Origin of the sequence: Cyanobium sp. Candia 9D4 (genome assembly GCF_024346155.1) — a bacterium.
Lineage (GTDB): Bacteria > Cyanobacteriota > Cyanobacteriia > PCC-6307 > Cyanobiaceae > Cyanobium > Cyanobium minutissimum.
In genome coordinates, this window is sequence record NZ_JAGQCK010000001.1 from 757,998 (window position 1) to 782,717 (window position 24,720).

Here is a 24,720-nt window from a genome sequence, read left to right on the forward strand (position 1 = left end):
GCTCAGGGCGCCGGGGTGCTGACGCGCTCCAGCTGACAGGAGAGGCTGGCGTCATTGCAGGCCGGCGGCACCTGGCGGATGGCCACGTCTTCCCAGACGGCGGCCTCCTCCCTGCGCAGCTGGGCCAGGTTCTGCTCGTAGAAGCGGCGCAGGTCGTTCAGACGCTTGACGGGCTGGCCGTAGAAGCTGCGGCCGGCCAGGGTGGGGAACGAGGCCCACTCGGGGGCCAGCCGGGCGGCCAGATCGGGGGTCAGCTCGCCACGGTCGGCCAGATGCAGGGCACCGCGACGCTGGACCAGGAACAGGGCGGCCTGGTCCTGGGATTCGGGGCCGAAATCGGAGACCCCGAGAGCGCGGGTGACCATGTCCCAGGTGAAAGGCATGAACTGGTAGGCCCCGGCGGCCGCACTGGCGTAGCGGGCCGTGCGCATGACGCGGTTGGGATGGCGCTCGAGGGAGTCGAACAGGCTGCCGCCGAACAGGATCCGATAGCCGATCTCATGGCCGTTGGCCCAGGTTCCCTCGGCGTAGCGGATGGTGTTGAGCAGGGCGCGCCGCTCGGGGGTGATGGCGAAGACCCGGGGCGCGGCCGGCAGCGGCGAGAGCATCGCCATGCGGGTGGGGCCGGCGGGGGCGACGCTGCTGGCCCCCCAGCCCTGGGAGCCCTCGGCGGCTCTGACTGGCCCGGCCAGGCTCAGACCCAGTCCGGCGAGGGCAAGAAGCAGGGGGGTGCGCTGAAGGTTCGGCAAGAGAAGAGGTCGGGAAGGACAAGTGGGCAGAGACCTGTTGCAGGGACAACAGAGTCAAACCGGCTTGATGTGCTTGGTGAGACCAGGTCTTCTGGAGAACGACAACAGGAAGAACCAGTGATCCCGGGACAGTGAAAGTGAATCCATGACGCCGGGAGTTGGCGGTAATTTGCCGATGAATCAGCAGAATCGATTCCTTATTTGTGACGGTCGAATAACTGTCTACCGGTATCAAGAATGACGTTTTGCATTCCGGTTACAGCCAGGGACTGATTTCTCCCGGATTCGATGAACAGATGATCAAATCCCGAAGCCCTGCCCCATAGGCAGTGCTGATCGTCCCTCCAGCCAGGACACGAGCGTCTCCGCGGCGGTGGAGGCCCCATCGACCGCCAGCGGGCCGTGCCGGGGGGGGAGCAGGGGCAGATCCAGCTCCCAGTCGCCACGCCGGAAGGCCTCCTGGCTCAGCAGTCGATGCCAGCCGTGGTTGCGCAGGTCCTCCTCCAGCACCGGGGCTTCGGCGAATCCGCTGCGGTGCACCAGATGGATACCCACCGCCTGGCTGAAGGCCTCGCAGAAGCTGCTGTAGCCGGGCTTGGTGATCAGCCGTCCGGCCAAGGGCATCAGGTCGAGGGGGCGCACCCCCGGCGGCAGGCAGCGGCCATTGGGCACCGTGGCCAGCAGGGGCTCCGGCCCGATGAAGACGTGCTCGGGCCAGCGGGCCAGCAGCGCCGGGTCGATCGCCATGCCGAGGCCGCCGAAGCTGACCAGCACCACCCGCTCCCGCTCCGCCGGCAGGGCCAGCTCCCGGGCCAGCCGCGCCGGGTCGAGCCGGGGCCGGGAGCTGGTCAGGCCCAGCCGCACCTCCGGCACCCCCCAGTCCATCGGCAGGGCCAGGGGGCAATGGAGCAGCAGATCCCCCTGGCCGTAGAGCCGGCGGTGCCGCTCCACCCAGGGCCGGAAGGCCGGTCCCATGGGGGCGTGGATCGCATCCCAGCCGAAGCTGGCGAGCCACACGAGCGGCACCTGCAGACGGCGGGCCAGCAGGGCCGCCGCCGGCGGCACGTCCCCCAGCACCAGAACCGGCTGCCGCTGGGCCTCCAGCCAGCGGGCCTCCCGTTCCACCAGCGCCGGCAGCTCCTCCTTCAGCCGCTCGAGGGCCGTCAGGGTGGCGCCGGCATCGGCTCCGAGGGCATCGGCCTGGACCACCCCCACATCCCAGCGGCAGGGACGCACCTCGAAGGGCACCGGCCCGAAGGAGAGCTCCAGGAAGGCCGGCGGCAAGCCGGTGGAGATCACCAGCCGCCAGTCGGGCCTGAGGGCGGCGAGTTCGCAGAGCACCGAGGCCGTTCGGGATCCATGGCCGAAGCCATGGCTGCTGACGCAGGCGCAGATCAGCAAGGGCTGAGCACTCCCGCGGCCGGCAGGGCCGCCGTCCAGAGGGTCTGCTCGTAATGGAGGGCGCCGTCGATGCCGTACCAGCGGTGGCTGATGTGGCGCAGATCGCCATCGGAGAAGACGACCCAGCTGAAGTGGCGCAGGGCGCGGCCCCGCTGGTCCACGCCATGGCGGGGGACGCAGGCGGTGTTCAGGAAGGCGGTGCCCTGGGCGTCGCGGCGGAAGCTCAGCCGTTCCCCCTGGTGATGGCAGAGGGCGTGGTGCATGTGGCCGAACACCACCAGGGGCAGGGGGCGGCGGCGGCGGATCTGATCCACCGCCAGGGCCAGATCCTGATCCCCCCAGTCGCAGGCGGGGGCCTTCCAGTCGCGGCCGCAGGGGTCGTCCACCTGGGTGCCCAGGCCGCTGGGGCCGGAATGGGCCAGCAGGATCAGCGGCAGCTGGGGATCGGCGGCCAGGGCCGCCCGGCTGATGCGCTCGGCGGACTCCTGCAGGCCCACTGGCCCGTAGACCGATCGCACCGCCTTGGAGAGGTGGAAGCCACCGCCGGCGGTGCCAGGACGGGCGCCCACCACCGCCAGCCCGGGGGGACGCAGCTCCCTCAGACCCCAGCCGCAGTGCCGCTCACCGAGCAGCTCCAGCTGGCGGCGCAGGGTGCGGCCGCTGCCGTCCTTGCCGGCATCGTGGTTGCCCAGAACGCAGGCGATCGGCAGCTCCAGGGTGGCGAGCAGTTCGGGGATGCGGCACTTGCCGTCGCTCAGGTCGCCCACCAGCAGCAGGGCATCCGGACGGATCCGTTCCAGCACGTCGTGGTCACTGCGATCCCACTGGTCGTGCAGATCCCCCGCGATGGCGATGTTCAGCTCAGCCAATACCGACCGCTTCCTAGAGTGGGATCATCGTGCATGAGAAGGGGCATCGGTTGGTCTTCACGCAGACGCTGACCCACACGCCCCAACCCAGCCCTGAGGCCTGCCCGCCCCATGCTGAGCTGGCCGCCGCGATCGAAACGCTCAAGAACGAGCGCAACGCCATCATCCTGGCCCACTACTACCAGGACGACGCCATCCAGGACTGCGCCGATTTCATCGGCGATTCCCTCGAGCTCTCCCGCCGCGCCGCCAGCACCGACGCCGAGGTGATCGTCTTCTGCGGCGTCCACTTCATGGCGGAGACCGCCAAGATCCTCAACCCCGGCCGCACGGTGCTGCTGCCCGACCTCGAGGCCGGCTGCAGCCTGGCGGACGCCTGCCCCGCCGACGCCTTCGCCGACTTCCGCCGGCTTCACCCCGACCACGTCGTGGTGAGTTACATCAACTGCTCCGCGGCGGTGAAGGCCCAGAGCGACCTGATCTGCACCAGCAGCAATGCGGTCCACCTGGTGCAGCAGCTGCCGGCCGACCGCCCGATCCTGTTCGCCCCCGACCAGAACCTGGGGCGCTGGGTAGCCCGCCAGAGCGGCCGGGAGCTCACCCTCTGGCCCGGCAGCTGCATCGTCCACGAGACCTTCAGCGAGCAGGCCCTGCTGCGCCTGCGCCAGGAACACCCCGAGGCCGAGGTGATCGCCCATCCGGAGTGTCAGCAGCACCTGCTCGACCTGGCCGACTTCATCGGCTCCACCAGCAAGCTGCTGCAGCGCACCCAGACCAGCCCGGCCCCCTCCTTCATCGTGCTCACCGAGCCGGGCATCCTCCACCAGATGCGGCGGCGGGCACCGGAGAAGATCTTCCATGAGGTGCCCGGGGCCGACGGCTGCAGCTGCAACGCCTGCCCCTACATGCGGCTGAACACGCTCGAGAAGCTGTGGCGGTGCCTGCACACCATGGCGCCGGCGATCGAGCTCGACGAGGAGATCCGCTTGCGGGCCCTGGTGCCGATCGAGCGCATGCTAGCGATGAGCGCCTGAGGGGCCGGCCCGGACCCCTCGGCTCGGCACCTTTTCAGTAGCTGTAGTTGGCCACGAACAGCGAGCCGCCGTCACCGGAGGGTTCGGAGCCGGCCACATAGGCCCCGCGGGCCGCGGCGCCGTTGGCCCGGGCGCGGGCCAGCAGGGCCGCCTGGCCCGCCGCCGTGTCGTTCCCCTTCCATTCACTGAGGCAGGAATGCTGCAGGGCGCGGCCGTAGGAGAAGCCCAGGTGCCAGGGGGCCTCCGGGTCGGCGGCATGAATGGCCGAGAGCAGGACGCTGGCCTCCTCCTCCCCCAGGCCCCCCGAGAGGAACAGGATCGCCGGCACGGCCGGGGGCACGCTGCGGCGCAGGGTGCGCACGGTGTAGGCCGCCACCTGCTCGGAGCTGGATCGATCGGAAGCCCCGGCTCCAGGCAGGGTCATCGAAGGTTTCAGCAGGGTGCCCTCCAGGAATACGCCGTTCTGGCCCAGGGCCTCGTAGACGCTGCGCAGCACCCACTCCTGCACCGCCGCGGTGGTGAGGATGTCGTGGTCGCCGTCCATCAGGATCTCCGGCTCCACGATCGGCACCAGGCCCTCCTCCTGGGCCGTGCGGGCGTAGCGGGCCAGCCCCCAGGCGTTCTCGCGCACGCACAGCTCCGAGGGGCAGCCGTCGGCGCTGATGCGCAGCACGGCGCGCCATTTGGCGAAGCGGGCGCCGCGGGCGTAGGCCCGGGCCGCCCGTTCCTGCAGGCCCCGCAGTCCCGTGCACCAGGTCTCGCCGGCCAGGCCCCCGGCCAGGGGCTCCACCCCGAGGTCCAGCTTGATCCCGACCACCAGCCCCTGCTCCTTGAAGAGATCGACGATCGATCCGGCCGGCCGGCCCGCGATGGGGGCCGCCTCCTGGTAGAGGGTTTCCTCGTAGAGGATCACGCCGCTGATCGTTTCGCCGAGTCCGGGGGTGGTGGCCAGCAGGGTGCGGTAGGCGCGGCGGTTCTCCTCACTGTTCTCAAGGTCGATCGCGGCGAAGCGCTTGCCGATCGTTCCGGTGGATTCGTCGGCCGCCAGCAGGCCGGTGCCCGGCCGGGCCAGGGCGGCCGCGGTGGCCTCCAGCTCCTCGCGATGGGTCTCCAGTGACATCGGGCCAGCGGTGATGGCTGCCCCATGGCTAGTGGTGAGCCCGCACGCCGTCAACGGACACGGGCCGCCAGGATGCGGCCATCCCCCTGCGGCGGCACCGGCGCGCCATGGTCCTGCCGCCCGACGGCCTGCTCCAGCTCACCCCCCAGGGGCTCTACTGTCCGGCGGCCCAGGCCTGGATCGACCCCTGGCGACCGGTGAGCAGGGCCCTGATCACCCATGGCCACGCCGACCACGCCCGGCCCGGCAGCGGCGCCTACTGGGCGGCGAGCCCGGGCGAGGGCGTGCTGCGCCAGCGGCTGGGGGCCGGCATCGAACTGACGGGGCTGGCCTACGGCGAGGAACGACGCCTCGGTGGGGCTGTGGTGTCGTTCCATCCGGCCGGCCATGTGCTGGGCTCGGCCCAGATCCGGATCACGGCCGGCGATGAAACCTGGCTGATCAGCGGGGACTACAAGCGCGATGCCGACCCCAGCTGCGCCCCGTTCGAGCCGGTGAGCGCCGACGTGCTGATCACCGAGGCCACCTTCGGCCTGCCGATCTACCGCTGGCGGCCCGGCTGGCAGGTGGCAGCCGAGATCCTGGCCTGGTGGCGGGGGGGCCCCCAGCGCCCCTCGCTGCTGTTCGCCTATGCCTTCGGCAAGGCCCAGCGGCTGCTGGCGGAACTGGCCGCGCTGGGGGTGGAGGAGGAAGTGCTGCTGCACGGGGCGGTGCAGGCCCTGATGGAGCCCTACCGGAGCCAGGGGGTGGTGCTGCCGCCGACGCGGCCGCTGAGCGAACTTCCCCGCAGCGAATCGCTGGCCGGGCGCCTGGTGCTGGCGCCGCCCTCGGCCCACCGCTCGCCCTGGATGAAACGGTTCACCAACCCCCAGACCGCCTTCGTCAGCGGCTGGATGGCGGTGCGGGGGGCACGGCGGCGACGCGGCTTCGAGCGGGGCTTCGCCCTCAGCGACCACGCCGACTGGGACGGGCTGCTGCGCACGGTCCGGGACTGCGGCGCCCGCCAGGTGTACGTGACCCACGGCAACAGCGACGGACTGGCCCGCTACCTGCGCGAGGAGCAGGGTCTGGCGGCCGAGCCCCTGGGGCGGGCCTTCGAGGGGCAAAGGAACGAGGAGGGGGAGGCGGCCGGAGCCTCGCCCGCCTGAAGCGATGAACAGACAACGGCCCGCTGAATGTTCGCCATGGAACCGCAGTATGGGAAGCGAGGGAAGATCAGCGCCACGGGAAAAAGATTCACCTTGAAAGCCCGTTGTCAAGGGCCGATGGAATCAATAACTGTTGAAGATCCAGGATGATGGGGCCAGCTCGCACCTAGCGTTCTTGAGGAAGGGAACGTGGTGCCATGGGTGAACATGGGGGATCGGCAGACCACGTCGCGAGCCTTCACGATCGGCTGGCCGATTTCTGTCTGATCGCCGACCTCACCGACACCGACCTGCTGGCCTCCGATGCGCTGAGCGGCCATTTTCTTGCCTGCAGTCATTCAGCCCACACCCATCTGGGGTACAGCATCCCGGAACTGCTGGCCCTGTCCCCGGAAGCGATCCAGGCCGATCCCGATCACGACGCTGCCTGGGGGGCCGAGCGTCGCCGCGAGCTGATCGTCGCCGGCGGCGGGACCCTGCACACCCGTCATCGCTGCCGCGATGACTCCATCCGCGACGTCATCGTCCGCAGCCGTGTCCTCGAGATCGACGGGCGGCAACTGATCGTGAGCTGCGTCAGCGACGAAACCCAGCAGCGCCACCGGGAAATGCAGCTCGCCGACACCCTCTCCCTCCTGGAGGAGGGGACGACGATCAGCGGCATCGGTGTCTGGGATCTGCGCTTCAGTGATGGCCGCATGCGGTGGTCGGAGCAGACCCGGCGCCTCTGCAGAAGCCCGCACGGCGGTGACCACCCCTCGCTCCGGGACTACGGCGCCCTGGTGCATCCCGACGACCGACTCCGCTGGCATATGGATGTGCGGCGGGCCGTGACCCGGGGGGATGTGTTCCGCAGCTGCCACCGGCTCTGCTTCGAGGACGGCACGGAGGTGATGGTGGAGGCCGTGGGTCAGCTCAGCTACGACCACAGCGGTGCGCCGGCGCGCATGGTGGGCACCCTCAGGGACATCACCGGCGAGCAGGCCCTGCTGCAGGCGGTGGCGGGCGAGCGCTCCTGCGACCCCCTCACCGGCCTTCCCAACAAGCTCGCCACCCTGGAGGAGCTGGACCGACGCCTGAGCGGTCGCCGCTACAACGCGTCGATGGCGGTCATGAGCCTGGATGTGGATGGCTTCGGGGACATCAACGACCACTTCGGATCCGATGTCGGCGACCGGGTGCTGCGCGCCATGGCCGGCCGGCTGCGGGATCTGATCGGCCCGGGCGACTGGCTGGCGCGGCTGGGCAGCGACCAGTTTCTGATCCTCATGGAAGAGGGAGTCCGCTCCATCGGTGATGCGATGGGCGCCGCCCGTCGGTTGCAGCAGGAGTGGGCCCAGCAGCAGCCGTTACTGGAGGCCCTGCCCCTCGACCCGACGTTTTCCGTGGGGATCGCCACCTATCCCGAGCACGCCCAGGAGAGCCGGACGCTGATCCAGTGCGCCAACACGGCCCTGATGAAGGGGAAGGCCCAGGGAAGCACTCAGGTGTGCGCGTACTCCAGCACGATCAGCCGCCAGATTCAGGAGCGCATGGAGCTGAGCATTCAGCTGTCCCAGGCGGTGGAACGCGAACAATTCCGACTGCTGATTCAACCGCAGCGAACCGCATCCAACGCGCTCGCCGGCGGGGAGATCCTGCTGCGCTGGACCAACCACCTGAGCCTCTCGGTGCCGCCCAGCCATTTCCTTCCGCTTGCCGAAGAGAGTGGTCTGATCCTGCAGCTCTCCCCCTGGGTGCTGCGACAGACCGCCCAGCGGATCAGCGCCTGGCAGGCGGCGGGCCTCCACCCCCCGCGGCTGGCCCTGAACGTCTCCCCGCGGGAGCTGGAGCTGCCGGACGGGCGCTTCATCGGCGCCATGCTGGAGACCCTGGCGGAGCACCAGCTGCGTCCCGAGCAGCTGGAACTCGAGATCACCGAAACGGCGTTGATCCGCAATCCCCTTCTGGCCCGTGAACAGCTGCGGGTGCTGGCCGATCAGGGGTTCCGGATCGCGATCGACAACTTCGGAACCGGCTATTCCTCCCTGGAACTGCTGCGGACCCTGCCGGTCCATCGACTCAAGATCGATCGCACCTTCGTGCAGGCTCTGACGACTTCCCCCGTCGATCAGACCATCGTGGCCACCACCATCGCCCTGGCCCATGGCCTGGGGATGGACTGCACCGCCGAGGGGGTGGAGACCGAGGAGCAGCGCCGGAAGCTGCAGGATCTCGGCTGCGACTGCTTCCAGGGCTTCCTGTGCGGTCCTCCCCTGGAACCGGAAGCCTTCGAGGCCCTGCTCCTGCATCCGGGTAGCGCGGTCGTTCCTGCCCCGGAGCGCTGGTCGGGGGCACCGCAGGGCAGCGCAGCCCCGTCAGGCCGGCCGGCGGCTGGGGCCCATCTGCCCGGCACGTTCGAGCAGCTCGCGTTGCTGCGAACCGCCGTGGACGCCAGCCGTGATTTCTTTCTGCTGCTGCAGTCCGTCCATGGCCATGACGGCAGCATCGAAGACTTCCGGGTTCTGGATGTCAACAGAGCCGTCTGCTCCCACCTGCAGCAGGACCGCGAGGCGATCCTGGGCCAGACGCTGCTGGCCATCAGCCCGTCGATGGTCCAGAACGGGCTGATGGAGCTGTATGGCGATGCGGCCATGCGCAACGTCCCCACCGCCGTCAGTGGCTTTGCCGCCGACGATGGACCCACGGCCACGGGCCGCCGTCTGTTCGACATCGAGATCACCCCGGACCGCGGGATCCTCGCGGTCACCTGGCGGGATGTGACCGAGCAGGACCACGCCGCCCGCAGCCTGGCGGATGTGGCAGCCCTGTACCGGCTGCTCGCCGACAACATCGTCGATGTGATGCTGCTGCTGAACCACCACCAGCAGGTGGTGTGGGTGTCGCCGTCGCTGCAGCCCATGACGGGCTGGCAGCAGACGCAGTGGCACGGCCGGAGCTTCCAGGATCTGTTCGCCTCCGCCGAGGAGCCGCCCGGACCGGTGGATCTCGACCAGTGGCTGGCGGAGTCGGGCCCGATCCGCCAGGGCCGTCTGCGGCTGGCCGATCCCGATGGGGACTGGGGCTGGGTGCAGCTGAACGTCCGCAGGCTCGCGTGCGACCAGCTGCGCAGCCTCGACACGCGCGGGTTCGACACCAGTGGCGAAGTGGACCCCATCGGGGCCCCCCTGAGCCTGGCCCATGGCTACGTGATCACCCTCCAGCCGGTGGATGCGCAGGTCCTGGAGGAACGCCTGTTGCTGCAGCGCGCCAACACCGATGCCCTGACGGGCCTCTGCAGCCGCGCCGCCATTCTCGAGCGGCTGGAGCGGCTGCTGCTGGATGAGCGTGCCCACAGCGCCCAGCCCCTGGCCCTGCTCTTCTGCGACTGCGACGGCTTCAAGGGCATCAACGACCGCTACGGCCACGCCTGCGGTGATGCGGTGCTGAGAACCGTGGCCCGCAGGATTCAGGCCCGGACCCGCCGCGGCGACCATGCCGGCCGGATCGGCGGCGATGAGTTTCTGCTGCTGCTGGAGGGGATCGAGCAGCTCGAGGATGCGATCGCCTTCGCCGAAGACCTCCAGACCAGCATCAGCGAGCCGATCCCCTGGAGTGACCGCACCATCGAACCCTCGTTCTCGATCGGCATCGCCCTGCACGGGGCCGGGGAGGATGCGGATCTGTTCCTCCGGCGGGCCGACCGCAACATGTACACAGCCAAGGCCGCCGGCCGCCGTCGGGTGGTCGCCCTCTGAACCTTCCCCGTCAGACTGGCCTCCCACTCCGGCGACGGCTTGCCCCATGCGGTTCAACCTCCAGCAACGTCTGCAGTCGCTGCGGATGGTGGCCGGCCTCGCCGCCTTCCTGAAGAACCCCACGGAGCTCGAGAGCGTCTTCGGGGTGGCCCGGAGCCTCCAGGGCAGTCCCCTGGCCAGCCAGATGCAGCGACACCTGCTGGAGAACCCGGCCATGGCTGCCCTGGTGGCGGAGGGCTGGCGGCCCGAGCCGGTCGAGCTGGCCCATCTGGCGGCCCTGCCCGTGGGCAGCCTGGGTCGCACCTACGCCGACCAGTTGCAGCGCCTGAATCTGACGCCGGACAGCCTGATCGATCCCCGACCGATCAGCTCACCGGCGGAGTACATCACCCACCGGCTGCGGGAGACCCACGACATCATCCACGTGCTCACCGGTTTCGGCATCGACGGCCCCGGCGAGCTGGGGCTGCAGGCCTTCAACCTGGCCCAGGTGCGCTCCCCCCTGGCGGTGCTGCTGATCTTCGGTGGCCTGCTCGGCACCCTTCAGGACGACGAACCGCTCGAACCGCTGCTGCGCGCCCTGGCCCGGGGCTTCGCCATGGGCCTGGAGGCCCGCTGCCTGATCACCTTCAAGCTCGAGGAGGGCTGGGAGCGGCCCCTGGCCGACTGGCGACGGGAGCTGGGGCTGCCGGAAGCGCCCCTGGCCTGAGCCGATGCGGGCCTTCGCCGACCTCTTCCGGCAGCTGGAGCGCAGCAGCGGCACCAAGGCCCGCGTCGAGGCGCTGGCGGCCTACTTCAGGGCCGCCGATCCGGCCGATGGCGCCTGGGCCCTGGCCCTGCTGCTCGGCAAGCGGCGCCGGCGGCTGATCACCGGCCGGCGGCTGCGGCAGATCGCCCTGGAGCGCTCCGGCCTGCCGGACTGGCTGTTCGAGGCCTGCCACGCCCAGGTGGGGGATTCGGCCGAGACCATCGCCCTGCTGCTGCCCCGGCTGGGCCTGCCGCCGGCCCCGCCCCTGGAGCTCCCTCTGGCCGAGTGGATGGGCACGCGGCTGCCGGCCCTGGCCGCCCTGGAGGCCGAAGCCCAGGCGGAGGCGGTGCTGGAGATCTGGGGGGGGTTGCCCGAGGGACAGGTCTTCCTGTTCAACAAGCTGCTCACCGGCGGCTTCCGGGTGGGGGTGGCGGCCGGCCTGGTCACCCGGGCGCTGGCGGCGGTGTCAGGGCTGGAGGAGGCGGAGCTGGCCCACCGGCTGATGGGCGGCTTCGAGCCCTCCGCCGCCGCGATGGAGGCCCTGCTGGCGCCCCTGGAGGCCGGCGCCGCCGCGCCGATCAGCCGCCCCTATCCCTTCTGCCTGGCCTCCCCCCTGGAGGCGGAGCGCCTCGCCGCCAGCGATCCCGCCGGCTGGCAGGTGGAGTGGAAGTGGGACGGGATCCGGGCCCAGCTGATCCGCCGCGACGGCCAGACCTTTCTCTGGAGCCGGGGCGAGGACCTGATCAACGCCAGCTTCCCCGAGCTGGAGGGGGTCGCCGCGTTGCTGGGACCGGGCACGGTGCTGGACGGGGAGCTGACCGTCTGGCCGGCCGGGGCGAGCCAGCCCGCCGGTTTCGGTCCCCTGCAGCGGCGGCTGGGGCGCCAGAAGCCCGGCGCCGCCCTGCTGCGGGAGTGTCCGGCGGCCTTCGTGGCCTACGACCTGCTGGAACGGGGGGGCCGGGACCTGCGCCCCGAGCCCCTGGGCCGACGCCGTGCCGCCCTGGAGGACCTGGTGCGGCGGCTGCCGGAGGCGGCCTCCACCCCCGCTGCCGGGCTCCTGCGCCTCTCCCCGGTGCTGCCCCTCGGCCACTGGGAGGAGCTGGAAGCCCTGCGGCAACGGGCCCGCTCCGTGGGCGCCGAGGGGCTGATGCTCAAGGCGCTCGATTCGGCCTACGGCGTCGGGCGGCGCCGCGGGCTGTGGTGGAAGCACAAGCTGGAGCCGATGGAGCTCGATGCGGTGCTCCTCTATGCCCAGGCCGGCAGCGGCCGCCGCGCCAACCTCTACACCGACTACACCTTCGGCCTCTGGGACGGCGAAGGCCGCCTGGTGACCTTCGCCAAGGCCTACTCAGGGCTCGACGACGGCGAGATCACCGAGCTGGACCGCTGGATCCGCCGCCACACCACCGAGCGCTTCGGTCCGGTGCGGGCCGTCGAACCGCTGCAGGTCTTCACCCTGGGCTTCGAGGGCCTGCAGCGCTCCTCCCGCCACCGCAGCGGCCTGGCCGTGCGCTTCCCCCGCATCCTGCGCTGGCGCCGCGACCGCACCCCCGAATCCGCCGACAGCCTGCTCAGTGCCCTGGCGCTGCTGGAGGAGCCGGCCATCCCGGCGCGATCGGGCCCGGCTCCCCGGTCGGATCCAGCTCAGCGATCGGATCCTGCTCAGCGGTAGACCGAACGGCCATCCCCGGGCAGCAGCAGCGGCGCCGCCGGGTCGATGCGCCGGCCCAGGCTGAGCTCCGGGGGCCCCGGATCGGCGCCCTCCTCCCAGCGCTCCAGGGACAACACCCGGCCGTCGGCCCCTTCGTAATCGCCGTAGCGGCAGCCCGTCAGGCGCCGGTTCATCACCCGGGCGGCAGCGGTCACCGACGCCCGGCCCGTCTCCTTGAGGTGATAGAGCTGGCCGCGGCAGCGCAGGTGCTCGGGGAAGTCGGCCGTCAGACCCTCCAGCTCGGCGGCCGGGACGTCCTCCAGCCAGCTCACCTCCAGCCAGTCGTCCTCGCAGACGCTCAGCCAGCGGCCCTCGGTGCCGTCGCGCAGCAGGTACTCCAGCCACTGGAAGCCGTCGTCGTCGTAGAGCAGCCGGTCCTCCACCACCCAGTCACGGCCGTCGTGCTGAACGATGTCGCCGGTGGTGAGGTTGAACAGGGTGCGGCCCTGCAGCGTCGGGGCACGGCGGCGCAGGCGGGTCCGCCGCAAGAGCAGCAGGGCGACGGCGGCGAGCAGCAGGAGGAGCAGGAGAAGCCAGACAGCCATCGAGGCGCTCAGGGGCCGGAGCAACCAGGCCGGCGGGCCCAGCTTATGGAGGCCGTCGCCCCCGTCCCGTCGCCGCCGCGGGGGCCGGTCAGTTCTCGCGCCAGCGGCCCTGGCGCTGGTACTCGGCCAGCACCGGCCGGTGCAGGCGATTCGGCAGCACCCGCTCCCCCGGCGGCAGGGCCAGATCCCGGCTGAGGGGGAAGAGGCGCTCCAGCTGCCCCTGGTCGATCCAGCGGCCCTGGAACGGAAGCACGGCCGGAGACGGCCGCGGCGGGCCGCGGTGGGCCAGCACGAAACCCCAGGGCCCGAAGCTGGGCACATCCACGCCGTAGGGGCGGGTGGTCAGGTTCAGCTCGCCCAGGGTGGCCTGGATCGAGGCCAGCACCCTGGGGCTGAAGAACGGCGTCGAGGCCTGGGTGACCAGCAGGCCGTCGGGGGCGAGCCGGCCCAGCAGGCGCCCGTAGAAGGTGACGCTGTAGAGGCGCGCCAGGGCCGGCGTGGACGGGTCGGGGAAATCGGCGATGATCACGTCGTAGGGGCCCCGCAGCTGACGCACCCGCTCGAAGGCGTCGCCGAACACCAGCCGCACCCGGCCGTCCTCCAGGCTGGCGCCGTTCAGCCGCCTCAGGAACGGCTGCTCCCGGGCCAGCCGCGCCATGGCGGGGTCGAGCTCCAGCAGATCCACCTGCCGCACGGCCGGCCAGCGCAGCACCTCCCGCAGGGCCAGCCCATCGCCCGCCCCCAGCAGCAGCACGCGAACCGGCCGGCCGTGCCAGGCCATCGCCGGATGCACCAGGGCCTCGTGGTAACGGTATTCATCGAGGCTGGAGAACTGCAGCTGGCCGTCGAGGAACAGGCGCAGGTCGTCGCGGCGGCGGGTGAGCACGATGCGCTGGTGGCGGCTCTGGAGACGGCTCACCACCGGATCCTCGTACAGGCCGTCCTCGATCCGGTCGCCGAGGGGGACCAGTCCGAGGCCCGCCAGGGCGACCACGGGAACGGCGAGGGCGATCGAGCGGCGCCAGAGCCTCCCCACCGGGAACACGGCGGCGATCACCACGCAGCTGACCAGGGGCATCAGGGCCAGCCAGCCGGCGGTGGGCAGCAACCCCAGCCAGGGGAGCAGCACCAGGGGAAACAGCAGGGCCCCCACCAGGGCGCCCAGGTAATCGAGGGCCAGCACCCTCGCCAGGGCGACCCGCAGCTGCTGGCCGCACTCCAGCAGCCGGGTCAGCAGCGGCACCTCCATGCCGCCGAGCGCCCCCACCAGCACGGTGAACACCACCAGGCCCAGCCACACCGGCCCCCCCAGCCGGAAGAGGGCGAACAGGCCCAGGGGCGCCAGCAGGCACAGGGGCGCCAGGGCCAGTTCGACGCCCAGGAACCACTGCAGCAGGGCCAGACCGGGATCGGGCCCGGTGGCCAGAAACTGGCTCAGCCAGGCGCCCAGGCCCATGGCGGCCAGGAAGGTGCCCACCACCACGCCGGTGGCCAGGGCATGGTCGCCCAGCAGATAGCTGGCCTGGGTGACCAGCATCAGTTCCAGCACCAGGCTGACGCTGGAGGAGAGGGCCGCCGCCGCCAGCAACACCCGCACCTGCAGGGGGCTCAGGGGCGGAAGGCTGCGGGCCGTCACTTGGCCGCGCCCGGCCCGCGCCCCTGGAACCCCGTCCAGTCCTGGCGGCGGGGCGTCGCCGTCACCCAGCGACCGGAGCGGTAGCTGCCGCCGTAGCGGACGCCGCTGGAGGCGGCGGGGGTGCCCTCCTGACCGAGGCGCCAGAGGCCGGGACGGGTGATGGCGGTCACGGTGCCGGCGGCGACCACCGTCACCGTCAGCAGCATCAGCAGCGCGCGCTCGTCGACCATCTCAGCGGCCCTCCATCGCCCCGTCCAGGGACAGCACCGGGACCGCTCGGGCCGTCCGCAGCCCGTCCTCCACGGTGAGCCGCAGCCACTCAAGCTCCCAGAGGTCACCGTCGGCGCGGAAGCTTTCGGGCAGCTGCACGCGGAAGCGGTGGCTGCCCGGCTCCGGCAGGTGCAGATGCATCACCTGGCGGGCGGACAGCCAATGGTCCCCATCGCTGGAGCGATGGGCCACGGCCAGCGTCTGCCGGTGCCGGAGGCGGGGGCGTCCGAGGGCGTCGCACACCTGCAGCTCCAGGGTGGTGGTGGCCGGCGGCTGGCCCAGGGGGGGATCGTCATCGGGCAGCTCCCAGCGGGCCTCCACCCCCACCCGCACCAGACCGGAACCACCGGCGTCACAGCGGATCGCGCTGACGCCGTCGCCGCTGCGCCGCACCCAGCGGCCCCGGCCGATGCTGTAGCAGGCCCTCAGCAGCACCAGCGCCGTCGCCAGCGTGACCACGGCGGTGAACAGGAGCAGGGGGGCGTCGACGCTGTGGTTGCGGACGCTGCCGCGCACCACTACAGGCTGCGGCAGGGGGCGACCCGCCTCATCGAGCAGATCCTGCAGCTGCACCGCCAGCTGGAAGCGTCCGTTTCGGTCGGGGCGCAGGTCCAGCGCCACGCCCGCGTCGCCCTCCTCCCAGGTGCCGCTCTCCCCGTCCTCCGCCCAGGTGCCGCTGGCCCGCCAGCCGTCCTTGGTGAGAGCAAGCACGGTGCGGCCGCTGGCGTCGAGCAGGGCGACATCCAGCTCGATGCTGCTGTTGGAGGGGATCTCGGCCGCCAGCGTCAGCTGCGGGCTGCCCAGCCAGCCGTCCCGCAGCTCGAAGGGGGCACTGAGCACCCGCTGGCCCTCCGGCACCACCATCACCAGCCGCCGGGGCCACTCCAGCGCCGAGAGGGCCAGTACCAGCAGGGGCAGCAGCGGCAGCACCAGGCTGGCCAGCGGCCAGAGCAGCAGCGCCGGATCCCGCTGTCCGCCCGGGGAGGACGTCCCCATCAACGGGCGGCCTCCGGGCAGTCCCTACGGTGGGTCCGGCTTCGTGACGAGGGGATGGTCAAACCACTGCTCCAGATGCTGCTGATGGTCGGCTGGACCTTTCTGGGCATCATCCTCATCTATGTCGGGCTGCTGCTCTTCGATCGCCTCTCCCCGATCGATTACCGGGCCGAGATCCGCCGGGGCAACATCGCCGCCGGCGTGGTGCTGGGGGCCGTGATCCTGGCCATCGCCGCCGTGGTGGTGGCGGTGCTCTCCACCTGAGCCGTTCCCGCCCCGCCCCCCCCTTGACCCCCTCCCCCGCGGCGGCGCTGCGGCCGATCGAGGCCTGGTTCACAGCCCGTGGCTGGCGGCCGATGCCGTTCCAGCGCCAGTGCTGGCGCGCCTATCTGGAGGGGGCCAGCGGCCTGATCCAGGTGCCCACCGGCTCCGGCAAGACCTACGCCGCCGTGATGGGACCGATCGCGGCGATGCTGGCCGAGAACGGTGGCGCAGGACCGGACGCGGGCCTGCGGCTGCTGGTGCTGACGCCCCTGCGGGCCCTGAGCCGGGATCTGCTGCTGGCGATCCGGGAGCCGATCGAGGCCATGGGCTGGCCGCTGCGGGTGGGGCTGCGCAACGGCGACACCAGCAGCCATGAGCGGGGCAAGCAGCTCAAGGCCCCGCCCCAGATCCTGATCACCACGCCCGAATCCCTCTCCCTGCTGCTGGCCGGCCCCCGGGCCCAGGCCCTGTTCGCCGATCTGGAGGCGGTGGTGATCGACGAGTGGCACGAGCTGATGGGCAGCAAACGCGGCTCCCAGACCGAGCTCTGCCTGAGCTGGCTGCGCAGCCGGCGGCCGGCCCTGCGCACCTGGGCGATCAGCGCCACCATCGGCAATCTGGAGGAGGCGGCCCGGGCCGCGGTGGGGGTGGACGGCGAGCCGCGGATCATCACCGCCCGCATCCGGCGGGACACGCAGATCCGCAGCCTGCTGCCCGACACCATCGACGGCTTCCCCTGGGCCGGCCACCTGGGGCTGCGCATGTACGAGGAGCTGGTGGCCGCCCTGGACCCGGCCGTCTCCACCCTGCTGTTCACCAACACCCGCAACCAGGCCGAACGCTGGCACCAGTGCCTGCGCTTCGCCTGCCCGGAGATGGAGGGGGCCCTGGCCCTGCACCACAGCGCCATCGACCGGGCCGAGCGGGAGGCCATCGAGGCGGGGGTGAAGGCCGCCGCGATCCGCTGGGTGGTGTGCACCAGCTCCCTGGATCTGGGGGTCGATTTCCAGCCGGTGGAACGGGTGGTGCAGATCGGCAGCGCCAAGAACCTGGCGCGGCTGCTGCAGCGGGCGGGCCGCTCGGCCCACCAGCCCGGGGGCACGGCCCAGGTGCTGTTCATGCCGACCAACGCCCTGGAGCTGCTGGAGGTGTCGGCGATGCGCCGGGGACTGGGGGAGGGGCTGGTGGAGCACCGCCGCCCGCCCCAGGAGCCCCTCGATGTGCTGCTCCAGCACCTGGTGAGCCTGGCCTGCGGTCCGGGCTTTGAGCCCGAGGCCACCCTCGCCGCCGTGCGCCGCACCTGGAGCTACCGCCAGCTGGAGCGCAGCCGCTGGGACTGGTGCCTGCGCTTCCTGGAGGAGGGGGGCGACTGCCTGGGGGCCTACCCGCGCTACCGCAAGCTGGAGCGGGAGCCGGCCGCGCCCGCCCCGGCCGGCTCCTGGCGCTACGTGGTGCGTGAACCGGCCGTCGCCCGTCTGCACCGGCTCAACATCGGCACGATCAGCGCCGATCGGGCCGTGACGGTGCGCTTCGTGCGGGGCGCCGTCCTGGGCCATGTGGAGGAAGCCTTCGTCGGCCGGCTCAAGCCGGGGGACGTCTTCTTCTTCGCGGGCCGCCAGCTGGAGTTCGTGCGCCTGAGGGAGATGACGGCGATGGTCAAGGCCACCACGCGTCGCAGCGCCACGGTGCCCGCCTGGGGCGGGGGCCAGATGGCCCTCTCCGACCTGCTCAGCGCCCATCTGCGCCGGGAGGTCGACCGCTGCGCCCGCGCCCTTGACGGCGAGGCGGGGTTCAGCCTCGACACCGCCGAGCTGCGGGCCCTGGAACCCCTGCTGGAGCGCCAGGTGCAGCTCTCCGCCCTGCCCCGGACCCACCAGTTTCTGGTGGAGCTGTGCCACACCCGGGAGGGCAGCCATCTCTACGCCTATCCCTTCGAGGGCCGCTTCGTGCATGAGGGCCTCGGCTTCCTGTGGTCGTGGCGACTGGCCCGGCACCATCCGGGCACCTTCACGGTGTCGGTGAACGACTACGGCTTCGAGCTGCTCGCCCCCCGCGGCTACCCCTTCGAGGAGCTGCTCGCACAGCACGCCGAGAGCCTGCTGGATCCCACCGGCCTGCTGGAGGACCTGGAGCGGGCCGTGAACCTCTCGGAGCTCTGCCGTCGCCGCTTCCGCTCCATCGCCCAGGTGAGCGGCCTGGTGCTGAACGGCTACCCCGGCCAGGCCCGGTCCGGCGGCCAGCTGCAGATCAGCGCCGCCCTGCTCTTCGATGTCTTCCAGCGCCATGAGCCCGGCAATCTGCTGCTGGCCCAGGCCCGCGGCGAGGTGCTGGAGGACCAGCTCGACCTGGGTCGGCTGATCGGCACCCTGGAGCGGCTACAGGCAAGCGAGTGGCTGGAGCGGTATCCACCCCGACCGGGGCCCATGGCCTTCCCCCTGCTGGCGGAGCGGCTCAACAACCGCATGAGCAACGAGTCGCTGCTGGAGCGCCTGGAGCGCCTGCGCCAGCAGGCCACCCGGGCCGAGGGCCGCTGAGAGCCCGGCGGGGGTGCAGGGCAGGGAAGGAAGAACGGAGGGGGTGGGATTCGAACCCACGGAATCTTGCGATTCGCCGGTTTTCAAGACCGGAGCCATCAACCACTCGACCACCCCTCCTGGATGGGCGGCCCGACGCGCATGCCGGAGCCACGCCATGGTCCCATGCAGGGGCGGCCCCTACAGCCGGCTGGGCAGCCCCTTGCAGCCGCCGGGGATCGTCTGGCGGGAGCGGGGCCCGCTCCAGGCCGCCAGGTAGGTCCGGCTGGCGGGATCCAGCTGGCGCACCCCCGAGAGGTTGACGTTCTCCACCAGGGCACCGGTGCCGGCACCGCCGGCGTGGTCCGGCGGCTGCTGGGGCTGGGGCGGGGTGGCCTCCAGGGCTTCGCCGTAGAAGAAACGGGTGTCCTGCAGGTTGGCCCCCTGCAAGTTGGCGCCGGCCAGGTTGACGCCCGAGAGGTTCGCTTCGGCCAGATCGGCGCCGGAGAGGTCGGCCCCGGAGAGATCGGCACCGTTGAAGTCGATGGCCCGCAGGTCGGTGCCGGCGAGGTCGGCTCCCCGCAGCATGCTCTGCAGGCGGATCACCGGGACGCCCCTCTGCCGGTCCTCCTCGTAGCTGCCCTCCCCATCGAGGATGGCCCGCCCCAGCCGCTGGTCGCGGCGCAGGGGCGTCAGCAGCCGGGCGTGGGAGAGAAACCGCAGGATCCGGGCCTTGCCGTCGCCGTCGATGCTGCTGAGCACGGCGGCCAGACGGCCCTCCGCCAGCATCCGCTCCAGGGGCCAGTCCTCCAGCAATCCCTCTTCGTCGCTGATCAGCTCGGAGATGCCGTGGATGAAGCTGTCGATGGTCTGGGCCTGGGTGATGCGGTTCTGCTGGGTGGTGAGCCGCTGGTCCACCATCACCTGGCGCCAGGCGATCATCAGGGCCACCAGGGCCACGAGGATCTGGCCGATCGCCCCGATCACCCCTTCCCCGAAGGCGCCGATCGCCTCCCAGTCGCCGTTGCGATAGATCGCCAGCAGCGGGTCAAGCCAGCCCAGGGCCAGGGGGATCGACAGCAGGGCGAGCACCAGGGACAGCAGCGCCAGCAGGCGAACCGTGGGGGGGTCCTCCAGGTGGCGGGCCAGGAGCTGCCAGAGGGGCGGCAGCAACTGCCGCAGGGCCAGGGCGACGACCAGCAGGGCCGCCGGCAGCGCCAGCCAGGACAGTCCCAGGATGAGGGCCGCCTGGAGCACCAGGAGCGTGAGCAGCAGCTGCAGGCCGGCCCCGTGGCGCAGGCGGGTCCAGGCCCCACCCGAGCGCAGGGCGGGGGGCGGGCCGGAGGCGGCGGAGAGCGGACGGTCGTCCGGCTTCGTGCTCATGGGACGCGGCTGCCCTGGAAGAAGAAGCCGGCCGCCAGGATGGCGTAGGCCGCCAGCAGCAGCACCCCCTCCAGCCAGTCCGAACGTCCGTCGAGGCTGACCAGGTTGCTCACCAGGACCGCGGTCGCCACCGCCACCACCTCATAGACGTTGAAGCTGAGGTCGAGGGGGTGGCCGAGCAGCGGGGCCACCAGCAGCAGCACCGGCACCACCAGCAGTCCCACCAGCAGGGTGGAACCCAGGGCCACCGACACCGCCAGGTCCATCTTGTCCTTGCGGGCCATGCTCACCGCCGTGAGGTACTCGGCGGCGCCGCCCAGCAGGGGCAGCAGCACCACACCGGTGAACAGGGCCGAGAGGCCGAGGGACTCGGTGACGGTTTCCACCACACCGACGAACAGCTCGGAGGCGTAGGCCAGGCCGACGGTGGCCGCCAGCAGCACGGCGACCCAGGGGAGCAGGGGCGGCTTGGTGGCGCCGCCATCGCCGTGGCTCCCCTCGCCATCCACGCCCAGGTCAGCCTCCGCCACGGCGTAGAGGGTGCGGTGGGTCTTGAGGGAAAACAGCAGCGTCAGGCCGTAGACGGCCAGCAGCACCCAGGCCACGAACAGGGAGAAGGACTCGGCGGCACCCGCGTCGAGGCCGCCGGCGCCGTTGCCCACCATGCCGCGCAGGCTGGGGATCAGAATCGCCAGCACAGCCAGGGTCATGGCGGAGCCGTTGACCCGGGCCACCACCGGCTGGAAGCGCTGCTCGCTGCGGCCAATCCCGCCGACCAGCATCGACAGGCCCAGGGCCAGCAGCAGGTTGGCCATCACCGTGCCTGTGATGCTGGCCTTGACGATGTCCACCAGGCCCGCCCGCAGGGCCGCCAGGGCGATGATCAGTTCGGTGGCGTTGCCGAAGAGGGCATTGAGCAGGGCCCCGAGCGAAGGCCCGAGGGTGAGGGACAGCTCCTCGGTGGCGGTGCTGAGCAGGATCGCCAGCGGAATGATCGAGAGGATCGAGGTGACGAAGACGATCCCGTCCCCCCAGTGGAGCCGATCCGCCGCCGCCGCCACCGGCAGCATCGCCAGCAGGCCGGTGGCGATGCGCAGGCGAGGGGGCATGTAGAGCGAAAGAGAGTGACCCATTGTGACCGACTGTTGATCGTCGGGGCCATGGCCACCAATGGTGGAATCACCACGCCATCGGGGTGGGCCGGGGCCGGCCGGCGACGTCGGTGTGATCAGGAGGCGCGGGCGGGATGTTCGACTCAGAATGGCCGCAGCAGCATGCTCCTGATTGCCCGACACCCTGCAGGCCAGCATGGGTCCGACCAACCCTCAGGCGATGAACATCCCCATCCAGGGACCCGATGGGGACGGGCCCGACCAACGCCCCGGCCACCGCTTCAGGCTCCGCCGGCCACGGCGAGGGCATCACCCCCCGACACGACAACCGGCGGCATCGATTCAGCAGGTCTTCACCCTGATTGCGATTGTCAATGGGTTGGTTCTGCTGTATCTGGTCATCGCCGCCATCCAGGTGCTGATGGTGCCCGGCAGCCGCTCGGCGGAGGTCTATGTCTCCCTGATCCTCACGCTGCTGCTGGTCATCCTGGCGATCATCTCTTATCAGATCATCGCCCGGCGCATCATCCTGCCCATCGCCCGGCTGGTCAGGGAGGCCAGTGCGATCGAGAGCGACGACATGAGCAGCCTGCTGACGATCCGGAGCAACGACGAGATCTCCAGACTCGCCCAGGCCTTCAACGTGGTGCTCATCAAGATGCGCCAGGCCCTGATCGCCGGTGAGGCCAGCAACCGGCAACTGCTGGAGGCGAACCGTCAGATCGAAGCCTCCATCAACTACGCCGGCCTGCTGCAACGCTCGATCCTGCCGGACCGCCAGCTGCGGGAAACGTTCGGCAACGACTATTTCATCCTCTGGCTGCCGCGCGACACGGTCGGTGGCGATTACTACATCTTCCACTCCGAAGGCGGACACTGCCTGGCCGGGGTGGCCGACTGCGCCGGTCACGGCGTGTCTGGAGCGATGATGACCATGCTGGCCAGGGCAGGAATCGATCGCTCGATCATGGAGGTGGGCATCACCTCACCGGCCGCCATCCTGAGCTGCACCGATACCGCCATGCGCACCCTGCTGCATGGGGCCAGGATGAGCAAGTCGATCGCCACCAGCATGGACATCGGGCTGGTTCGCCTTGACTTCGAAGCCAGGACACTTAGATTCTCTGGGGCAAAGATCAGTCTCTATTGGAGTGATGGGCAAACCATGCACATGCTCAGGGGAGACCATCGGGCCATCTGCGACCAACGGGTGGGCTCCTACACGGACCACGACATCCCGTTGCTGCCGGACTGCACGTACTACCTCACCACCGACGGCCTTCTGGACCAGTCCGGCGGCGACAACGGCTTTTCCCTCGGCACCCAGCAATTCAAGGAATGGCTGATCCGGCTGGCCCGCCAACCTCTGGAGCAGCAGCGCCAGGCCCTGGCCGATGCCCTCGAGCAGTTTCGCGGCGGCCATCCCCAGCGGGACGACATCACCATCCTGTCCTTCCGATTCTCCTAGAGGCCTGACTGATGCCCCAAACGATCATGACCAGCGAGCCCATGTCGAGGCCCACCAAGGCCCCTGGTGAGGCGATCTCGGAGCTGACGCGATGACGATCACCACCACCAGCCTGATGTCTCTGAGGGAATTCTTCAGTGACTACCGGATCCTCATCTGCTTCAATGGCCCCATCTCCACCACCTTGATCGGTGAGATTGGATCGGCACTCAAGGAACACATTGAATCCAATCATGCACCAGAACTAGAAGTGATGGATGTGTTCAGTGTGTATATTGAAATGAGTCAGAATATCCGCAATTACGCCACCAGTCATGGCTTCAGTGACGCCGAGTCCTCCGCCACGGTCGTGATCGCGGCCGCCGAGGCTGGCCATTACGCCGTCTGTGCGGGTAACCTCGTGAAGACGGAGGATGGAAAGGCCCTGTTGCAGCGGATCCACGAACTCGCCGACTGCGACAAGGCCCAGCTGAAGGTGCTCTACAAGCAGCAGTTGCGCCAGCCCCACTCCCAGACCCCGGGCCAGGGTGCCGGCCTGGGTCTCATCGAGATCGCCAGGCGCTCGACCCAGCCCATGGAGGCCTCCCTTGACCCCCTTGAGACCGGTCGTGCCTTCTTCAGCCTTCGGGCCATCATCTGATCCCATGAGCAGCAGCGAAGCACTGAACCTGTCGGTACCGGGCTCCCAGTCCAGCCCCTCGATCCGTGCGGACTGGAAGGCCGGGGTCGTGGTGATGAGCGGCGAGTCCTATCCTGAGAATTCGTTCGAGCTCTATGACCAGCTGATCCAGTGGATTGAGTCCTACCTGTCCACCGCCGACCAGTCCCTCACCCTTGAGCTGCATCTCAACTACCTCAACACCAGCAGCATTCGCTTCATGATCGACATCTTTGATCTGCTGCAGAGCGCCTTTGATGAAGGCAAGGAGGTGCTGGTGCAGTGGATGTTCGATGACAGAAACCCCCGCTCCGCCGAACTGGGTTCTGAGTTCAAGGAAGACTACACCTTTCCTTTCCTGATCCTTTCCATCAACGCCTGACATGCCCGAGACTTCTGGTCCGAAATCAGACGATCAGCTGGAACAGGAAGTCATGGCCGTCCTGGCCGATCAGCGCTACGACAATGATCCGGTCCGGGATCTGCTGGCCAGGCTATGGCACCGCATTGAGGAGCAGGTCGACCGGCTGGAGCGCGTCGCCGATATCTCCGACCTTTACCAATCCCACGTGCTGGAGAGCAACCGCAGCCTCACGAATCGCTACGAGAAGCAGCTGCGCCAGATCAAGCGGGTGGTGCGCATCTCCGACCTCTATCAGGCCTCGCTGAAGGAGGTGAATCTCAGCCTGTTCGAGGCCTCCACCCACGACGCCCTCACGGGAATCTCCAACCGTCGTTTCATGGCGGAGCGCTGCCTGGAGGAGGATCAGCGGGCCAGTCGGCATGGCTCCACCTACTCGATGATCATCCTGGATGTTGATCATTTCAAGTTGATCAACGACGAATATGGCCACGCCACCGGTGATCTGATGCTAGTGGATTTCGTCAAGGCCCTCTCCAGCAGCCTTCGCCATTACGACATCATCGCCCGCTGGGGAGGGGAGGAATTCCTGGCCCTGCTGATTGATGCGGACCTGTCCACAGCAGAGGGCGTGGCCAAGCGGATGCTGGCCAACATCCGCACCATGCGCGTCTCCATTGACGACATGGAACTGCAACTCACCGCCAGCATGGGCCTGACCGAGCACAAGGCCGATGAGAACTACGACGCCACCTTCCGCCGCGCTGACAAGGCTCTGCTGATGGCCAAGAACGGCGGTCGCGACCGCCTCGTAGTGATCGATCCAGGCGAACCCCTCAGCCATCGCGAGATCAGCAACTTGGACGCCAGCGCCGAGTAGGGGGCCGGGCCGTGGCCGAAGCAGCCACCACATCCCAGGCCATCAGCACCGGCACACCCCATCCCCCGGCGCCATCGCACCGGGGGAGGATTGCACCCTTCATTCCCCGCCCTTCAA

General features: G+C 70.1%; 21 protein-coding genes and 1 tRNA gene. 11 read left to right on the forward strand and 11 right to left on the reverse strand.

Annotation, left to right across the window (positions count from 1 at the left end; genetic code table 11):
• Window positions 1–2: 2 nt before the first annotated feature.
• From KBZ08_RS03785 to KBZ08_RS03795, 3 genes are all read right to left on the reverse strand, one after another.
• Window positions 3–749, reverse strand: a complete 747-nt coding sequence (locus KBZ08_RS03785) for a glycoside hydrolase family 104 protein (RefSeq protein WP_254971438.1) — start codon at window positions 747–749, stop codon at window positions 3–5.
• A gap of 300 nt (window positions 750–1,049) precedes the next feature.
• Complete coding sequence (locus tag KBZ08_RS03790; RefSeq protein ID WP_254971440.1) at window positions 1,050–2,150, reverse strand: hypothetical protein; 1,101 nt, start codon at window positions 2,148–2,150, stop codon at window positions 1,050–1,052.
• Window positions 2,144–3,019: a TIGR04168 family protein gene (locus KBZ08_RS03795; protein ID WP_106220069.1), complete on the reverse strand. Its 876-nt coding sequence runs from the start codon at window positions 3,017–3,019 to the stop codon at window positions 2,144–2,146. Before KBZ08_RS03795 ends, KBZ08_RS03790 begins: the two co-directional genes overlap by 7 nt.
• A 68-nt stretch (window positions 3,020–3,087) precedes the next feature.
• Here KBZ08_RS03795 and nadA point away from each other — a divergent pair, with 68 nt between their 5' ends.
• Window positions 3,088–4,053 carry a quinolinate synthase NadA gene (nadA, locus tag KBZ08_RS03800; protein ID WP_254971696.1) on the forward strand — a complete coding sequence of 322 codons (966 nt, stop codon included), beginning with the start codon at window positions 3,088–3,090 and terminating at the stop codon, window positions 4,051–4,053.
• 34 nt (window positions 4,054–4,087) lie between these two features.
• Here nadA and KBZ08_RS03805 read toward each other — a convergent pair whose 3' ends face one another.
• Window positions 4,088–5,173, reverse strand: coding sequence for a class I fructose-bisphosphate aldolase (locus tag KBZ08_RS03805; protein ID WP_106220070.1), 1,086 nt, complete (start codon window positions 5,171–5,173; stop codon window positions 4,088–4,090).
• A 107-nt stretch (window positions 5,174–5,280) separates the two neighbouring features.
• Here KBZ08_RS03805 and KBZ08_RS03810 point away from each other — a divergent pair, with 107 nt between their 5' ends.
• From KBZ08_RS03810 to KBZ08_RS03825, 4 genes are all read left to right on the forward strand, one after another.
• Window positions 5,281–6,321 (forward strand): ligase-associated DNA damage response exonuclease, encoded by a 1,041-nt coding sequence (locus tag KBZ08_RS03810; RefSeq protein WP_254971444.1) that lies wholly within the window; start codon window positions 5,281–5,283, stop codon window positions 6,319–6,321.
• Between the two features lie 197 nt (window positions 6,322–6,518).
• The gene (locus KBZ08_RS03815) at window positions 6,519–10,058 is read left to right on the forward strand and encodes a diguanylate cyclase domain-containing protein (protein ID WP_254971452.1); all 3,540 of its coding nucleotides are present in this window, start codon (window positions 6,519–6,521) and stop codon (window positions 10,056–10,058) included.
• 46 nt (window positions 10,059–10,104) lie between these two features.
• Complete coding sequence (locus KBZ08_RS03820) at window positions 10,105–10,767, forward strand: Coq4 family protein (protein ID WP_254971454.1); 663 nt, start codon at window positions 10,105–10,107, stop codon at window positions 10,765–10,767.
• Between the two features lie 4 nt (window positions 10,768–10,771).
• Window positions 10,772–12,478 (forward strand): ATP-dependent DNA ligase, encoded by a 1,707-nt coding sequence (locus KBZ08_RS03825; protein ID WP_254971456.1) that lies wholly within the window; start codon window positions 10,772–10,774, stop codon window positions 12,476–12,478.
• Here KBZ08_RS03825 and KBZ08_RS03830 read toward each other — a convergent pair.
• The 4 genes from KBZ08_RS03830 to KBZ08_RS03845 all read right to left on the reverse strand — a co-directional run bounded on the left by KBZ08_RS03830 (window position 12,469) and on the right by KBZ08_RS03845 (window position 15,964).
• Window positions 12,469–13,062 (reverse strand): DUF4178 domain-containing protein, encoded by a 594-nt coding sequence (locus KBZ08_RS03830; protein WP_254971458.1) that lies wholly within the window; start codon window positions 13,060–13,062, stop codon window positions 12,469–12,471. The two genes, KBZ08_RS03825 and KBZ08_RS03830, sit on opposite strands and share 10 nt — an antisense overlap.
• A gap of 88 nt (window positions 13,063–13,150) precedes the next feature.
• Window positions 13,151–14,698 (reverse strand): polyamine aminopropyltransferase, encoded by a 1,548-nt coding sequence (locus KBZ08_RS03835; RefSeq protein WP_254971460.1) that lies wholly within the window; start codon window positions 14,696–14,698, stop codon window positions 13,151–13,153.
• A complete protein-coding gene (locus tag KBZ08_RS03840) occupies window positions 14,695–14,928 on the reverse strand; it encodes a hypothetical protein (protein WP_106220075.1) in 234 nt (77 codons plus the stop codon). The genes KBZ08_RS03835 and KBZ08_RS03840 overlap by 4 nt, the downstream gene beginning before the upstream one ends.
• 1 nt (window position 14,929) lies before the next feature.
• Window positions 14,930–15,964, reverse strand: coding sequence for a hypothetical protein (locus KBZ08_RS03845; protein ID WP_254971462.1), 1,035 nt, complete (start codon window positions 15,962–15,964; stop codon window positions 14,930–14,932).
• 54 nt (window positions 15,965–16,018) lie between these two features.
• On the opposite strand from KBZ08_RS03845, the gene KBZ08_RS03850 reads away from it, so the two are divergent.
• Together KBZ08_RS03850 and KBZ08_RS03855 are read left to right on the forward strand one after the other, a co-directional pair.
• Complete coding sequence (locus KBZ08_RS03850) at window positions 16,019–16,228, forward strand: DUF350 domain-containing protein (protein ID WP_094584670.1); 210 nt, start codon at window positions 16,019–16,021, stop codon at window positions 16,226–16,228.
• A gap of 23 nt (window positions 16,229–16,251) precedes the next feature.
• Window positions 16,252–18,762, forward strand: coding sequence for a ligase-associated DNA damage response DEXH box helicase (locus KBZ08_RS03855; protein WP_254971464.1), 2,511 nt, complete (start codon window positions 16,252–16,254; stop codon window positions 18,760–18,762).
• A gap of 35 nt (window positions 18,763–18,797) precedes the next feature.
• Here KBZ08_RS03855 and KBZ08_RS03860 read toward each other — a convergent pair.
• The 3 genes from KBZ08_RS03860 to cax form a co-directional block, all read right to left on the reverse strand.
• Window positions 18,798–18,882: transfer RNA gene (locus tag KBZ08_RS03860), tRNA-Ser, on the reverse strand.
• Between the two features lie 60 nt (window positions 18,883–18,942).
• Entirely contained in the window at window positions 18,943–20,124 is a 1,182-nt protein-coding gene (locus tag KBZ08_RS03865) for a pentapeptide repeat-containing protein (RefSeq protein ID WP_254971466.1), read from the reverse strand.
• Entirely contained in the window at window positions 20,121–21,233 is a 1,113-nt protein-coding gene (cax, locus tag KBZ08_RS03870) for a calcium/proton exchanger (protein WP_254971468.1), read from the reverse strand. The genes KBZ08_RS03865 and cax overlap by 4 nt, the downstream gene beginning before the upstream one ends.
• Window positions 21,234–21,615: 382 nt before the next feature.
• Here cax and KBZ08_RS03875 point away from each other — a divergent pair, with 382 nt between their 5' ends.
• The 4 genes from KBZ08_RS03875 to siaD all read left to right on the forward strand — a co-directional run bounded on the left by KBZ08_RS03875 (window position 21,616) and on the right by siaD (window position 24,603).
• Window positions 21,616–22,704: a SpoIIE family protein phosphatase gene (locus KBZ08_RS03875; protein ID WP_219903939.1), complete on the forward strand. Its 1,089-nt coding sequence runs from the start codon at window positions 21,616–21,618 to the stop codon at window positions 22,702–22,704.
• 91 nt (window positions 22,705–22,795) lie between these two features.
• Entirely contained in the window at window positions 22,796–23,344 is a 549-nt protein-coding gene (gene siaB / locus KBZ08_RS03880) for a biofilm regulation protein kinase SiaB (RefSeq protein WP_254971470.1), read from the forward strand.
• 4 nt (window positions 23,345–23,348) lie between these two features.
• On the forward strand, window positions 23,349–23,744 hold the full coding sequence (gene siaC, locus KBZ08_RS03885) for a biofilm regulation phosphoprotein SiaC (protein ID WP_106220082.1): 396 nt from the start codon (window positions 23,349–23,351) through the stop codon (window positions 23,742–23,744).
• A gap of 1 nt (window position 23,745) precedes the next feature.
• Window positions 23,746–24,603 (forward strand): biofilm regulation diguanylate cyclase SiaD, encoded by an 858-nt coding sequence (gene siaD, locus KBZ08_RS03890; protein WP_254971472.1) that lies wholly within the window; start codon window positions 23,746–23,748, stop codon window positions 24,601–24,603.
• Window positions 24,604–24,720: the final 117 nt, after the last annotated feature.

What these genes read in the sequence shown, in the direction of transcription:
- KBZ08_RS03805 (WP_106220070.1), bottom strand. Translation starts at nt 5,173, where the DNA reads ATGTCACTGGAGACCCATCGCGAGGAGCTGGAGGCCACCGCGGCCGCC.
- KBZ08_RS03810 (WP_254971444.1), top strand. Translation starts at nt 5,281, where the DNA reads ATGGTCCTGCCGCCCGACGGCCTGCTCCAGCTCACCCCCCAGGGGCTC.
- KBZ08_RS03815 (WP_254971452.1), top strand. Translation starts at nt 6,519, where the DNA reads ATGGGTGAACATGGGGGATCGGCAGACCACGTCGCGAGCCTTCACGAT.
- KBZ08_RS03820 (WP_254971454.1), top strand. Translation starts at nt 10,105, where the DNA reads ATGCGGTTCAACCTCCAGCAACGTCTGCAGTCGCTGCGGATGGTGGCC.
- KBZ08_RS03825 (WP_254971456.1), top strand. Translation starts at nt 10,772, where the DNA reads ATGCGGGCCTTCGCCGACCTCTTCCGGCAGCTGGAGCGCAGCAGCGGC.
- KBZ08_RS03830 (WP_254971458.1), bottom strand. Translation starts at nt 13,062, where the DNA reads ATGGCTGTCTGGCTTCTCCTGCTCCTCCTGCTGCTCGCCGCCGTCGCC.
- KBZ08_RS03840 (WP_106220075.1), bottom strand. Translation starts at nt 14,928, where the DNA reads ATGGTCGACGAGCGCGCGCTGCTGATGCTGCTGACGGTGACGGTGGTC.
- KBZ08_RS03845 (WP_254971462.1), bottom strand. Translation starts at nt 15,964, where the DNA reads ATGGGGACGTCCTCCCCGGGCGGACAGCGGGATCCGGCGCTGCTGCTC.
- KBZ08_RS03850 (WP_094584670.1), top strand. Translation starts at nt 16,019, where the DNA reads ATGGTCAAACCACTGCTCCAGATGCTGCTGATGGTCGGCTGGACCTTT.
- KBZ08_RS03865 (WP_254971466.1), bottom strand. Translation starts at nt 20,124, where the DNA reads ATGAGCACGAAGCCGGACGACCGTCCGCTCTCCGCCGCCTCCGGCCCG.
- cax (WP_254971468.1), bottom strand. Translation starts at nt 21,233, where the DNA reads ATGCCCCCTCGCCTGCGCATCGCCACCGGCCTGCTGGCGATGCTGCCG.
- siaB (WP_254971470.1), top strand. Translation starts at nt 22,796, where the DNA reads ATGACGATCACCACCACCAGCCTGATGTCTCTGAGGGAATTCTTCAGT.
- siaC (WP_106220082.1), top strand. Translation starts at nt 23,349, where the DNA reads ATGAGCAGCAGCGAAGCACTGAACCTGTCGGTACCGGGCTCCCAGTCC.
- siaD (WP_254971472.1), top strand. Translation starts at nt 23,746, where the DNA reads ATGCCCGAGACTTCTGGTCCGAAATCAGACGATCAGCTGGAACAGGAA.